Annotated in this window: 10 protein-coding genes; 2 read left to right on the top strand and 8 right to left on the bottom strand. The window is 72.9% G+C overall.

Features of this window, described 5'->3' with window-relative positions; translation table 11 throughout:
- Positions 1 to 80 precede the first annotated feature (80 nt).
- From ABH925_RS04715 to pgsA, 4 genes are all read right to left on the bottom strand, one after another.
- A complete protein-coding gene (locus ABH925_RS04715; RefSeq protein WP_370145541.1) occupies positions 81 to 614 on the bottom strand; it encodes a hypothetical protein in 534 nt (177 codons plus the stop codon).
- Positions 615 to 651: 37 nt separating this feature from the next.
- Positions 652 to 1,839, bottom strand: coding sequence for a glycosyltransferase family 4 protein (locus tag ABH925_RS04710; RefSeq protein ID WP_370145540.1), 1,188 nt, complete (start codon positions 1,837 to 1,839; stop codon positions 652 to 654).
- A complete protein-coding gene (locus ABH925_RS04705) occupies positions 1,836 to 2,837 on the bottom strand; it encodes a phosphatidylinositol mannoside acyltransferase (protein WP_370145538.1) in 1,002 nt (333 codons plus the stop codon). Before ABH925_RS04705 ends, ABH925_RS04710 begins: the two co-directional genes overlap by 4 nt.
- A 74-nt stretch (positions 2,838 to 2,911) precedes the next feature.
- Positions 2,912 to 3,568: a phosphatidylinositol phosphate synthase gene (gene pgsA / locus ABH925_RS04700; RefSeq protein ID WP_370145537.1), complete on the bottom strand. Its 657-nt coding sequence runs from the start codon at positions 3,566 to 3,568 to the stop codon at positions 2,912 to 2,914.
- 257 nt (positions 3,569 to 3,825) lie between these two features.
- Here pgsA and ABH925_RS04695 point away from each other — a divergent pair, with 257 nt between their 5' ends.
- Together ABH925_RS04695 and ABH925_RS04690 are read left to right on the top strand one after the other, a co-directional pair.
- The gene (locus ABH925_RS04695; protein ID WP_370145536.1) at positions 3,826 to 6,018 is read left to right on the top strand and encodes an elongation factor G-like protein EF-G2; all 2,193 of its coding nucleotides are present in this window, start codon (positions 3,826 to 3,828) and stop codon (positions 6,016 to 6,018) included.
- A 231-nt stretch (positions 6,019 to 6,249) separates the two neighbouring features.
- Positions 6,250 to 7,932, top strand: a complete 1,683-nt coding sequence (locus tag ABH925_RS04690) for a hypothetical protein (RefSeq protein ID WP_370145535.1) — start codon at positions 6,250 to 6,252, stop codon at positions 7,930 to 7,932.
- A gap of 38 nt (positions 7,933 to 7,970) precedes the next feature.
- Here the strand turns inward: ABH925_RS04690 and ABH925_RS04685 are convergent, their stop codons facing one another.
- The 4 genes from ABH925_RS04685 to ABH925_RS04670 all read right to left on the bottom strand — a co-directional run bounded on the left by ABH925_RS04685 (position 7,971) and on the right by ABH925_RS04670 (position 12,638).
- The gene (locus ABH925_RS04685; RefSeq protein ID WP_370145534.1) at positions 7,971 to 8,528 is read right to left on the bottom strand and encodes an HIT domain-containing protein; all 558 of its coding nucleotides are present in this window, start codon (positions 8,526 to 8,528) and stop codon (positions 7,971 to 7,973) included.
- Between the two features lie 70 nt (positions 8,529 to 8,598).
- Entirely contained in the window at positions 8,599 to 10,572 is a 1,974-nt protein-coding gene (gene thrS / locus ABH925_RS04680; protein ID WP_370145533.1) for a threonine--tRNA ligase, read from the bottom strand.
- Between the two features lie 111 nt (positions 10,573 to 10,683).
- Entirely contained in the window at positions 10,684 to 11,931 is a 1,248-nt protein-coding gene (locus ABH925_RS04675) for a hypothetical protein (RefSeq protein ID WP_370145531.1), read from the bottom strand.
- A 122-nt stretch (positions 11,932 to 12,053) separates the two neighbouring features.
- Positions 12,054 to 12,638 carry a DUF4365 domain-containing protein gene (locus ABH925_RS04670; RefSeq protein WP_370145530.1) on the bottom strand — a complete coding sequence of 195 codons (585 nt, stop codon included), beginning with the start codon at positions 12,636 to 12,638 and terminating at the stop codon, positions 12,054 to 12,056.
- Positions 12,639 to 12,839: the final 201 nt, after the last annotated feature.

The following is a 12,839-nucleotide window of genomic DNA, read 5'->3' as shown; positions in this document are numbered from 1 at the left end:
CCGCACACGCCGCAGTGGCGCGTCTCACCTCGATCCCGCCTCCCGCGTCGAGCCCCCGCGGCTCACCCCGGATCCGCGGCTCACGCCGGGCTGAGCGTGGCCGGCGGCTCGTCGTCCATCTCGAACGCCATCGGGAACGGCGCGTGCCCGGCCAGCCGGAACAGCCGGACCACCCGGTGCCTGCGCACCGCCCGCGCGGCCCGCACCGAGTCGTTGTGGAAGCGCCGCGCCATCGGCACCCGGCGCGCCGCCGAGGCCAGGTCGGCGACGATCTCCTCGCCGCCGACCAGCGTCCGCAGCGCGTCGACCTGGGCCTGGTCGCCGAGGACCGCGCGCAGCGCCTGGCTGAGTTCGCTCTCGGTCACCTCGCGGCCCTCCTCGGTCGCCGTCCTGGCGGCGTGGGCGGCCTGGTAGAGGACGATCGAGGCGGCCGGGTCGAGCAGGGTGGAGGTGGCCAGCTCCAGGGTGGTCGAGGCGCGGCGCAGCAGCTGCGCGTCCAGCGCGGCCCTGGCCGCGTCGATCCGGGCGTGCAGGCGGTCCAGCCGCCCCGCCGTCCAGCTGAGGTAGAGGCCCACGGCCACGACGGCGACGGCGATCCAGATCCAGGTGCTCACGGGCAGTCACCCTAGCGAATCGGGACAGCCGCCGGACTCAGGCCTTCCGGGCCTCGTCCCGGGCCGCGAGACCCAGCCGGGAGCGCCAGGTCGGGCTGGGGCCAGGGGCCGCGTCGGTGACCGCGGCGGCGCCGGCGGCGACGGTCTCGTACACCGACAGGATGTCCGCGCCGACGCTCTCCCAGTCGAACCGGCGCACATGCCGTGACCCGGCCTCGCGCAGCGCCGCCAGCCGGACCGGATCACCGAGCAGCCGTACCGCCGCGTCGGCCAGCGCCGCGGCGTCCTCGACCGGGAACAGCTCCCCGGCCGCGCCGCCGTCCAGCACCTGGCGGAACGCGTCCAGGTCGCTGGCCAGCACCGGCGCACCGGCCGACATCGCCTCGACCAGGATGATGCCGAAGCTCTCGCCGCCGGTGTTGGGCGCGACGTAGAGGTCGACGCTGCGCAGCAGCTGCGCCTTCTCCTCGTCGCTGACCATGCCGAGGAAGCGGATCCGCTTGCGCACCGCCTCCGGCACCCCCTTCAGGGCCTCCTCCTCGTCCCCCTTGCCGGCCACGATCAGCCGGGTGTCCGGGAGCTCGGCGAGGATCCGGGGCATCGCCTCCAGCAGCGTGGGCAGGCCCTTGCGGGGTTCGTTGATCCGGCCGACGAAGCCGATGGTGCCGCCGCTCCACTGCGGCTGCGGCTCGGCGCGGGCGAAGAAGCCGACGTCGACGCCGTTGGGGATGACCACCGCGTCACCGCCGAAGTGCTCCACCAGGGTGCGCCGGGCGTACTCGCTCACCGCGATCCGGGCGCTGATCTTCTCCAGCGCCGGCTGCATGATCGGTTCGGCGGCGATCATGGCGCGGGAGCGCGGGTTGGAGGTGTGGAAGGTGGCCACGATCGGGCCGGTGGCGGCCCAGCAGGCGAGCAGCGCCAGGCTGGGGGTGACCGGCTCGTGGATGTGCAGCACCTCGAAGTCGCCGTCCTGCAGCCAGCGGCGCACCCGGGCGGCGGAGAGGAAGCCGAAGTTCAGCCGCGCCACCGAGCCGTTGTAGGGCACCGGCACGGCCCGGCCGGCCGGCACCACGTACGGCGGCACCGGGGTGTCGTCCTCGGCCGGGGCCAGCACGGACACCGTGTGGCCCAGCCGGATCAGGTGCTCGGCCAGGTCGCGGACGTGGAACTGGACGCCGCCGGGGACGTCCCAGGCGTAGGGGCAGACGATGCCGATCCTCATGACCCCGCCCCCGCCCCGGTCGCCGGCCGCGCGCCGGCGCCGTCGGGCCCGCCGGTCGCGCCGTCCCCGGCGTCGCCGTTGTCAGGGTCCGCGGCCGTCGGCCGGAGCCGGTCCTGGTCGACGTCGGCGAGCCAGAACCGCTGCAGCATGTGCCAGTCCTCCGGGTGCTCGCGCACGCCCTCGCTCCAGACGTCGGCCAACGCCTGCGTCATCACCGCGGTCTTCTCCCGCTTGCTGCCGCTCTCCGGCACCGGGATCTCGGCGTGCACCCGGCCCTTCATCACCGGTGTGCCGTCGTACCAGAGCGTCACCGGCAGCAGGGCCGCGCCGGTCTGCGCGGCCAGCACGGCCGGGCCGGCCGGCATCCGCGCGGCCTCGCCCATGAACTCGACGTCGACCCCGGAGGCGGACAGGTCACGGTCGCCGACCAGGCAGACCAGGCCGCCCGCACGCAGTCGCCTGGCCAGCGTGGCGAGGGTGTTGGCGCCGCCGGTGAGCGGCAGCACCTCCATGCCGAGGCCCTCCCGATAGGCCACGAAGCGGTCGAACAGCTTCTCCGGCCTGAGCCGCTCGGCGACGGTGCTGAACGGGTAGCCGCGCACCACCACCCAGGCGCCGGCCAGGTCCCAGTTGCCCATGTGCGGCAGTGCCAGCACCGCGCCGCGTCCGGAGGCCATGGCCTGGTCCAGGCGCTCGATGAACTCGGGGTCGAAGGAGCCGCGGATCCGTTCCTCGCTCCACACCGGCATCCGGAAGGACTCGCACCAGTAGCGCAGGTAGCTGCGCATCCCGGCCCGGCCCAGCTCGGCGATCTCGGCGTCGGTCGCCTTGGGGCGGACCCGGCGCAGATTGGCCTCCAGGCGCAGCACGCTCTTGCCGCGCCGCTTCCAGGTGAAGTCGGCGATCCGCCGGAACAGCCGCTCGGCCACCGGCTCGGGCAGCTTCTTCACCGCGCCCCAGCCGGCCGCGTACGCCGCGTAGGTCAGCTGGTCCCGCACCCCGGAACTCCCGCGACCGGCGCTGCGGACACCGGCGCTCCTGTCACCGGCGCTCCTGTCACTACCGCCGTCCGTCATACCCGGCCACCCCCCTGGTCCAGGGCCGCGGCCTCCGCGGCCTCCCGACGCACTGTCAGGATCCGCTGCATCAGCGTCACCAGACTCCCCGCCGCGATCAGCCACAGCGCGATCGGCAGCAGCCACTCGATCCCCGGCACCCCGAAGCCGTGCAGTCCGGCCAGGCCTGCGGCGACCAGGGTCACCGTCAGCCGCTCGGCCCGCTCCACCAGACCGGAGACGTCGCACTTCAGGCCGAGGCTCTCGGCCCGCGCCTTGGTGTACGACACCACCTGGCCGCTGGCCAGGCAGAACAGCGCCACCGCGCACAGCAGCAGGTTGTCACCGCGCCCGGCGTACCACAAGGCGATGCCGCCGAAGATGGCCGAGTCGGCGACCCGGTCCAGGGTGGAGTCCAGGAACGCGCCCCAGACGCTGGAGGTGCCCGCCTGACGGGCCATGTTGCCGTCGACGAGATCGGAGAAGACAAAGGCGGTGATCACGATTGTGCCCCAGAAGAAACTACCCTGGGGGAAGAAGACCAGCGCACCGGCCACCACCCCGGCCGTTCCGACCAGGGTGACCATGTCCGGGCTGACGCCGATCCGCAGCAGAAGGGCCGCGAAGGGGGTGAGGACCCGCGTGAAGAAAGCTCGCGCGTATTTGTTGAGCATGGGCCTGCCGACCGCTCCGATCTGGCTCCGCTGACGTCGGGGACCAGCGTGGGCCCCGGGCCGGGACATCGTATCCGGGGCCGGAGCGCCGCACCGGGCCGGGCACGCCGCCCCGGGTGAGCTGTGGAGTGTGCTGCGGGAGCTATGGACCTGTGCGCGAGCTGGTGCCAAGCTCCACATCACCGCGGGTGACACCATTCCCACTCTGCGCGGTCCCCCGTGGCGCAACCGGTGCGCGCAGGCGGGAGGAGCAGGCCATGGGCGACAGGACGAGGGACGCAGGGGCCGCCGGCAGGGGTACGACGGCCGACCAGCCGGCCGGATACGGGCCGGAACGGATCAGGAACGTCGTGCTGGTCGGCCACAGCGGAGCCGGAAAGACCACACTCACCGAATCACTCGCGCTGGCGACCGGCGCGTTGACCCGGGCCGGCCGGGTCCAGGACGGCAGCACCGTCTCCGACTACGACGAGATCGAGCACCGCCAGCAGCGCTCGGTCCAGCTCTCCCTGGTGCCGCTGCGGCACGACGGGACCAAGGTCAACCTGCTGGACACCCCCGGCTACGCCGACTTCGTCGGCGAGCTCAGGGCCGGGCTGCGCGCGGCCGACGCCGCGCTGTTCGTGGTCCCGGCCACCGACGGCATCGACGGGGCGACCCGGATGCTCTGGGAGGAGTGCGCCTCGGTCGGCATGCCGCGCGCCCTGGTGGTCACCAAGCTCGACGCCCCGCAGGCCGACTTCGCCGCCACCGTCGAACTGTGCCGGGCCGCCTTCGGCGGCGAGAACCCCGAGTGCGTGATGCCGCTCTACCTGCCGGTCGACCACGGTCCGATCGGCGCCGACGGCAACCCGCGGATCTCCGGCCTGCTCGGCCTGCTCAGCGGCAGCTGCTTCGACTACGGCAGCGGGCAGCGCACCGAGCAGCAGCCGGACGCCGACCTGCTGGCGGCGGCCGGCCCGGCCCGGGACCGGCTGATCGAGGCGGTCATCGCCGAGAGCGAGGACGAGGCGCTGATGGACCGCTACCTCTCCGGTGCGGACATCGACACCAAGACGCTGGTCGACGACCTGGAACGGGCCGTGGCGCGCGGCAGCTTCCACCCGGTGCTGGCCTCCGCCGCGCCGCACGGGGGCTCCCGGGAGGGTCTGGGCACCGCCGAGATCCTGGAGCTGGTCACCGCCGCCTTCCCCTCCCCCGGCGAGCACCCGGTGCCGGCCGCGACCACCCCGGACGGCGCCGCCCGTCCGCCGCTGAGCTGCGACCCGGCCGGGCCGCTGGCCGCCGAGGTGGTGAAGACCAGCGGCGACCCGTACGTCGGCCGGCTCAGCCTGGTCCGGGTCTTCTCCGGGACGCTGCGTCCGGACCAGCCGGTCCACGTCTCCGGCCACGGCCTGACCGACCGCGGCCACGAGGACCACGACGTCGACGAGCGGGTCGGCGCGCTCTCCTCGCCCTTCGGCCGGGCCCAGCACCCGCTGGCGCAGGCCGTCGCCGGGGACATCGCCTGCGTGGCCAAGCTGGGCCGCGCGCAGACCGGCGACACCCTGTCCGCGCCCGCCGAACCGCTGCTGGTCGCCCCCTGGGCGATGCCGGACCCGCTGCTGCCGGTCGCCGTCGAGGCGCACAGCAAGACCGACGAGGACAAGCTCTCCCAGGGCCTGGCCCGGCTGGTCGCCGAGGACCCGACGCTGCGGCTGGAGCAGAACCCGGACACCCACCAGCTGATCCTCTGGTGCCTCGGCGAGGCCCACGCCGACCTGCTGCTGGAGCGGCTGCGCAGCCGCTACGGCGTCCAGGTCGACCCGGTGCCCTACGTGGTACCGCTGCGGGAGACCTTCGGCGGGCCGGCCCGGGGACGCGGACGGCACGTCAAGCAGTCCGGCGGTCACGGGCAGTTCGCCATCTGCGAGATCGAGGTGGAACCGCTGCCGCCCGGCAGCGGCTTCGAGTTCGTCGACCGCGTGGTCGGCGGCTCGGTGCCGCGCCAGTTCATCCCCTCGGTCGAGAAGGGGGTACGGGCCCAGCTGCTCCGGGGTGTCAGCGCGGGCTTCCCGGTGGTGGACGTGCGGGTCAGCCTGGTCGACGGCAAGGCCCACTCGGTGGACTCCTCCGACGCCGCGTTCCAGACCGCCGGGGCGCTGGCGCTGCGCGAGGCCGCGGCGGCGACCACGGTGCGGCTGCTCGAACCGGTGGCCGAGGTACGGGTGCTGGTACCGGACGAGTACGTCGGCGGCGTGCTCAGCGACCTGTCCGGCCGGCGCGGCCGGGTCCAGGGGACCGAACCGGTGGGCACCGGCCGGACCCTGGTCCGGGCCGAGGTCCCCGAGGTCGAGATCGTCCGCTACGCGGTCGATCTGCGCTCGCTCTCGCACGGCGCCGGCGACTTCACCCGCAGCTACGTCCGGCACGAGCCGATGCCGGAGGCCGTGGCCGCCCGGCTGTCCTGACCGAGGCGGAACGGTGGCCGTGGCGGCGAGGGCCGCCGTGGGGCGCGCGGGACGGGCCGCGCGCCCGGCCCGCGCGGGTCCGGCCGCCCCTGCTGCTCGTGGGCGAGCTGCGCAAGGAACTGACGGAGGTTGATCCACGGCGATACCCTGGCTCCGCCGGTTCCTGACATCCGCTCAGCGGATGATCACCACGGTGGCGGGGTAGACAGCTTCAGACAGACGGGGGCCAGGATGTCGACACCGATGGACAGGGGCGGCCTCGGCCCGCAGGTCCCCAGCTCCGACCCGACCCCGCACACCGGGGCGAGCGCCGCACTGGCGTCCGCCGCGTACCGGGACAGCCCGCTGGCCGCGCTGGCCGCGCTGCACGAGGGCTCGGCCGGCAAGCGGCCGAAGATCAAGCTGTTCGCGCCGACCCTCGGCGAGGCCTTCTGCCGCGCCGTGGTGGCCCGCACCCTGGGCCGCGGCCGCAAGCCGATCGTGCCCTCCTACGGCACCGACGCCCGGCTGGTGGTCGAGCACTGCGTCGAGGCCGAGGCGCTGCGGCACCAGCGTGACCGCAAGCTCACCGCGGTGTCCTTCGTCGCCGGGTTCCTGTTCCTGCCCGGCGCGCTGCTGTGGCTGCTGGCCTTCGAGACCGAGCGGCGCGCCAACGCCGCCGAGGGCCGCTCCTGGCTGCGCGGGATCGCGCTGGTCGTGATGGGGCTGATCACCGCCTTCCTGGAGTGGCGGCCCTACGCGTCCGGCTACGCCGGGCTCTACATCCGGGTCATGATGCTGGCACCGCTCGTCGGCTGGTACGTCGCCGACCGGATCTGCAAGAGCAGCGCCGAAGTGATGCGCAGCCGCTGGTCGGCGCTGCTGGAGGGCAGCGCGATCGGCCCGACCATCCCCGAGGCGGTGCCGATCGGACCGGCCGACGCCAGGGCCGAACTGCTGCGCACCCAGCTGGAGTTCCTCGGCGCCGAACAGGACAGCAACATCGCCCACTACGCCGGGACCAAGGGCATCCTGGGCATGGGCAAGCGCTGGGGCTCCTGGCAGCTCGCCGAGCAGCTGGACCCGCGCGAGGGCGTGGACGCCATCCGCCGGTTCCACCCGTTCGACGTGATCCGGAAGATCGAGGAGCATCTCAACCAGCTCTCCCGCAGCACCCTGGCCACCGGAGGGATCCCGCGGCCGAGGGTGGGCCACTGGGCGGTGACCGAGATCGGCGAGGGCGCGGGCGAGATCGCCCGGCCCAGCGGCGAGGTCATGGAGGGCATGCGGCTGGCGGGCGACTCCAGCTACCCGCAGACCCGGATGAGCGGACCGGCACTGGCGGCACTGGCGAACAAGCAGCAGTTCGGGGACGGGCCGCGGCACTACCTGGGCACCCAGTTCGTGCTCTGGCAGGGCCAGTTGGTGCTGACCATGCTGGTGACCGTGACCGTGCTGCACGACACCCTGCGGATCGAGGTGACCGGGCACGCGCTCGGCCCGCTGCCACCGCTGTTCACCGCGAAGCCGGCCATGGAGGAGTACTCCGTCCCCAAGCCCGGGAAGTTCTGGGAGGAGCAGACCAAGCACCGCCCGGTCGTCAGCAGCCAGGAGGTGGTCCGGCTCGCCGTGCGCGCCCCGTTCACCTGGCCCTGGGGGACCACGCTGCTGGACTGGCTCGGCGGCACCTACAAGCTGCCCGAGCCCTTCGGCCTGCGGCACGTCTGGGCGGACCGGCCGTGGAACCGCCGGTTCATGGCCGACGACGCGATCCGGATCGCCACCCCGGTGCTGCGCGCGGTGCACCAGGCGATGATCGAGGTGCTCAAGGAGCACGACGTCAACCTCGACCGCTTCCAGAACCGCTCGCTGCTGCTGGGCATGGAGGTGCAGGGCGCGCGCCCCAGCAACGCGGACGTCTACGACGCGGGCTGATCTCTCAGCCGGGCCGTACCTCAGCCGGGCCAGACCTCTCAGCCGGGCCAGACGTCGGCGAGCATCTTGCGGGTGTCGGCCAGCAGTTGCGGCAGCACCCGGGTGTGGCCGACGATCGGCATGAAATTGGTGTCCCCGCCCCACCGCGGCACCACGTGCTGGTGCAGGTGCGCGGCGATGCCGGCGCCGGCCACGTCACCCTGGTTCATGCCGATGTTGAAGCCCTGCGCCCCCGACGCCGCGCGCAGCGCCACCATCGCCTGCTTGGTGAGCGCCGCCACGTCGGCGGTCTCCTCCGGCGTCAGCTCGGTGTAGTCGGCGACGTGCCGGTACGGGACGGCCATCAGGTGGCCGCCGTTGTACGGGTAGAGGTTGAGCACCGCGTAGGCGTGCTCGGCGCGGCGCAGGATCAGTCCGTCCTCGTCCGTCATCGCCGGGATCGCGCAGAACGGGCAGCCGTCGGCGGGCTCGGGACCGCTGGGCTTGTTCTCACCCTTGATGTACGCCATGCGATGCGGCGTCCAAAGGCGCTGAAAGGCGTCCTGGACGCCCACCCCGTCCTGCAGCTCCGGCTCCGTCGTCATGCTGATCAGCATAGGCGCTGCCGCACCGACGCCGAGGGGCGGGCTCACGGATGAGCCCGCCCCCGCGTTCCGCCCGGAGCGGTCAGACCTGGATGCGGCGCGCCACCGCGTCGACGATCTCGGCGACCGCGCCGGCCACCGGGATGCCGTTCTTCTGCTCGCCGTTGCGGTAGCGGAAGCTGACCGCGTTGTTGGCGATGTCCTCGTCGCCGGCCAGCAGCATGAAGGGGACCTTCTGCTTCTGGGCGTTGCGGATCTTCTTCTGCATCCGGTCGTCCGAGGCGTCCACCTCGACCCGGATCCCCTGCTTGCGCAGCTCCGCCGACACCTGCTGCAGGTAGGGCACGTGCTCGTCGGTGATCGGGATGCCGACCACGGTGACCGGGGCCAGCCACGGCGGCATGGCGCCGGCGTAGTGCTCCAGCAGCACGCCGAAGAAGCGCTCGATCGAGCCGAACAGGGCCCGGTGGATCATGACCGGCCGCTGCCGGCTGCCGTCGGCCGCCGCGTACTCCAGCTCGAAGCGCTCGGGCAGGTTGAAGTCGACCTGGATGGTCGACATCTGCCAGGTGCGGCCGATGGCGTCGCGGGCCTGGACCGAGATCTTCGGGCCGTAGAAGGCGGCGCCGCCCGGGTCCATGACGAGTTCCAGGTTCTGCTTCTGGGCGGCCTGCCGCAGCGTCTCGGTGGCCTCCTCCCAGACCTCGTCCGAGCCGATGGACTTCTCCGGGTCCTTGGTGGAGAGCTCCAGGTAGAAGTCGTCCAGACCGTAGTCGCGGAGCAGGTTGAGCACGAAGGTCAGCAGCGAGTCCAGCTCGTCCGCCATCTGCTCCTTGGAGCAGTAGATGTGCGCGTCGTCCTGGGTCAGCCCGCGGACCCGGGTCAGACCGTGCACCACGCCGGACTTCTCGTAGCGGTAGACCGTGCCGAACTCGAAGGTCCGCAGCGGCAGTTCGCGGTACGAGCGGCCACGCGAGCGGAAGATCAGGTTGTGCATCGGGCAGTTCATCGGCTTGAGGTAGTACCGCTGCCCCTCCTCCAGCTCCATCGGCGGGTACATGCCGTCGCGGTACCAGTCCAGGTGGCCGGAGGTCTGGTAGAGCTCCTCCTTGGTGATGTGCGGGGTGTTGACGAAGGAGTAGCCCTCCTCCTCGTGCCGCTTGCGGGAGTAGTCCTCCATCACCCGGCGGATGGTGCCGCCCTTGGGGTGGAACACCGGCAGGCCGGAGCCGATCTCCTCGGGGAAGGAGAACAGGTCCAGCTCGGCGCCGAGCTTGCGGTGGTCCCGCTTCTCGGCCTCGGCCAGGCGGTCCAGGTAGGCCTTGAGCTCGTCCTTGGTGGCCCAGGCGGTGCCGTAGATGCGCTGCAGCATCGGGTTCTTCTCGCTGCCGCGCCAGTACGCGGCGGCGTTGCGCATCAGCTTGAACGCGGGGATGCGGGTCGACGGCAGGTGCGGACCCCGGCAGAGGTCCTTCCAGCACAGCTCGCCGGACTTCGGGTCGAGGTTGTCGTAGATGGTCAGCTCGGCGCCGCCCACCTCGACGTCCGCACCGTCCTCGCTGGAGGCGCCGCCCTTGAGGCCGATCAGTTCCAGCTTGTAGGGCTCGTTCGCGAGTTCCTCGCGGGCGGCCTCGTCGCTGACCACCCGGCGGGCGAACTTCTGCCCGCGCTTGACGATCTCGGTCATCTTCTTCTCGATGGCCTTGAGGTCCTCGGGGGTGAACGGCTTCTCGACGTCGAAGTCGTAGTAGAAACCGTCCTTGACCGGCGGGCCGATGCCCAGCTTGGCCTCGGGGTGCAGCTCCTGCACGGCCTGCGCCATCACGTGCGCGGTGGAGTGCCGCAGGATCGACAGGCCGTCGGGGCTGTCGACGGCGACCGGCTCGACCTCGTCGCCGTCGGCCAGCACATGGGCGAGGTCCCTGAGCTCGCCGCCGACCCGGGCCGCGATGACCGCGCGCTCGCCGGGGAAGAGGTCACCGGCGGTCGTGCCCGTCGTGACCACGCGCTCTTCCCGATCGGGTTCGCGACTGATGACCACACGGACGTCCGACACCGGACTCTCCTGACTCTCGGCATACCTGACTTCGCCGGCAGCGGGCGCTGCCAGCCACGATGGTACCGAGAGTGCGGTGCTGCTCGCGCCGAACCCGACGTGGCCGTGCGGCTACGGGGCCTCGTCCGGGTCGGCCGGTTCGCGGCGGCCGCGGAGCCGCAGCGCCTTCAGCATCCGGTCGCGTTCGGCGTCGTCCAGCTCGACCGGCGTGATGCCGGCCGCGCCGCTGAGGCGGCGGAAGCCGCCCTTGCGCTGCAGCCGGCCGTTCAGCCGCACCGGAACGCCGGCCAGGTGGGCCTCGACCGCGACCCGGTAGGCCGCCTCGTCCAGCCGGATCCGCACCTCGTCCACCTCGGCGCCGCTGAGTACCCGCAGCCGCACCACTCCGTCGCCGCCGGGCGCGGGCCGCTTGAGCCGGACCACCGACCCGGTCAGTTCCACGTCCACCGGGGGCTCGCTGCGTTCCAGCCGCTCCCCCGCCGCCTCCAGCGCGGGCAGGTCGCCGGGGGTGAACTCCAGCAGCAGCCGCCGGTTGGCGAAACCGTGCGGGGTGCCGACCGCCGCGGCCCAGGACAGCGCCACCTCCGCGCCCTCGCTGCCGCGGACCAGCTGCACCACCGAGGCGATCAGCTCCCGGCTGACGCCGAGCCGGACACCGGCGTCGAAGGCGTCGGTCTGGCCGGTGACCCGCTGCAGGTCGATCGCGTCCCGGGTCGCCTCCAGCGCGCGGACCAGGGTCATCGTGGTGGGGCGGTCCTCCGGCGCGGGGGTGTAGGCGGTGAGCAGCCCGGCGCCGGTGCCCGGGGCGACGACCAGGACCCGGTCCAGGAAGTCGGCCGCGTAGGCGTCCAGCCGGGCGCCGAAGTAGGCGGCCCGGGAGTGCCCGGCCTTGGCGGCGGCGACCAGCATGGCGCTGGCCGCCGTGCGCAGCTCGTCCTCGATGGCCCAGGGCACCGCCCCGCCCACACCGGGGGTCTCCCGGCGCCAGTGGATCTCGTCGCCGGGGACCAGCAGCGCGGCGAGGATGGCGCGGGCCGAGGGGACGCCGGAGCGGGAGAGCGCGCCGACCGCCTCCTCCAGCAGGTCGGTGCTGTCCTCGAAGGCCCGGTCCGAGGGCACCAGCAGGCTGGTGTCGGGCTCGGTGTCGTCGGGCGGGGTCCACCGGGCGTAGCGGCCCTGCGCGCCGCCGCGCCGGCACCAGCCGTGCCGGGCCAGCAGGGTGCTGAGGATGTCGGGGTCGACCCTGGCCGGGTCCGGCAGTGAGAGCGCGTCGGGGGCGCGCAGCCCCTGGCCCGCGCGGGCTCGGACGGCGTCGCGCCCCACGGCGTCCAGGGCCTCTGGTCGGGTGTCACGCCGCATCGCTGTCACGCCTTCCCTTCCGCAGGGGTCGCCGGGCCGTACCGGCCGTGGGGGCTGGGAGCTGGTGAGGCCAGGGACCCGGGAGACCGAAGGCTTCGGCGCTCCGGGCCGGTGTGCGCTGGTCAAGGCCGCTCGCCCGCTCCTACACGCGCCATGATGGCGCACAGCGCGCGGTCATCGAAGACCTGCTCCGTCGGTATCCGGACATTCGTCCGTCGCTTCCCGGTGACCGGGTGCCCCGCCAGATTGACCCAGTAGCAGCAGTGCCGCAGCTCCAGCCGGTCCGGCGCGGCGAGCAGCCACTGGTCCACCTCCCTCGGGACGAGCATCACCACCAGGATCTTGTGCACCGCGACCCGGCTGTGGGAGAGCTTGCGCAGGTGGTCGTTGTCGAGGGTGAAGCCGAAGGACGGGCCGGGCGGATTCGGCGCGATTTGATAGGTGCATTTCAACTGTACCTTGATGGTGACCTCGTCGTCCTCGACGTGCGCGGGGCTGCCGTGACTGACGTGCCAGTCGATCCCGTTGTCGGGGAACGGCGAGCACAGCGCGCAGCCGGCCGCCGCCGCGACCGCGTGCAGGTATCCCACCTGGAGCGTCTCCATGCAGGAGGTGACCGCGAGTTGACCTCGCATCGGTTGCCCTGAACCGCCCCTGCCCCAGCCGCCGGGCGGCGGGGTGGCCGGTTCGGGCTGTGTCAGCGCCATCGCTGCCGTCTTCCCCGTCGACCGGCGGCCCTCCGTCCGGACCGGACGGGCCGTCACCTCTGTTGTCTCCGCCGGAAGTCGGCACGAAACAGGTCCCCGCCGGCCGATGGCCGGATCCGCCGGCCCGATCCATCCGGATCCGCGGCCCCGGCCGCGATTGAACGCACAGGGTGACCGGGTATCACCCCGGTGTGACGGTTC

This window comes from Streptacidiphilus sp. EB129 (genome assembly GCF_041262645.1).
Taxonomy (GTDB): domain Bacteria; phylum Actinomycetota; class Actinomycetes; order Streptomycetales; family Streptomycetaceae; genus Streptacidiphilus.
Note: the sequence above shows the minus strand (reverse complement) of the source record. Positions and strands in the feature narration are given on the sequence as shown.

Coding starts and splice junctions, on each gene's coding strand:
- ABH925_RS04710 (WP_370145540.1), bottom strand. CDS start 1,839: ATGAGGATCGGCATCGTCTGCCCCTACGCCTGGGACGTCCCCGGCGGC.
- pgsA (WP_370145537.1), bottom strand. CDS start 3,568: ATGCTCAACAAATACGCGCGAGCTTTCTTCACGCGGGTCCTCACCCCC.
- ABH925_RS04695 (WP_370145536.1), top strand. CDS start 3,826: ATGGGCGACAGGACGAGGGACGCAGGGGCCGCCGGCAGGGGTACGACG.
- ABH925_RS04690 (WP_370145535.1), top strand. CDS start 6,250: ATGTCGACACCGATGGACAGGGGCGGCCTCGGCCCGCAGGTCCCCAGC.
- ABH925_RS04685 (WP_370145534.1), bottom strand. CDS start 8,528: ATGCTGATCAGCATGACGACGGAGCCGGAGCTGCAGGACGGGGTGGGC.
- ABH925_RS04675 (WP_370145531.1), bottom strand. CDS start 11,931: ATGCGGCGTGACACCCGACCAGAGGCCCTGGACGCCGTGGGGCGCGAC.
- ABH925_RS04670 (WP_370145530.1), bottom strand. CDS start 12,638: ATGGCGCTGACACAGCCCGAACCGGCCACCCCGCCGCCCGGCGGCTGG.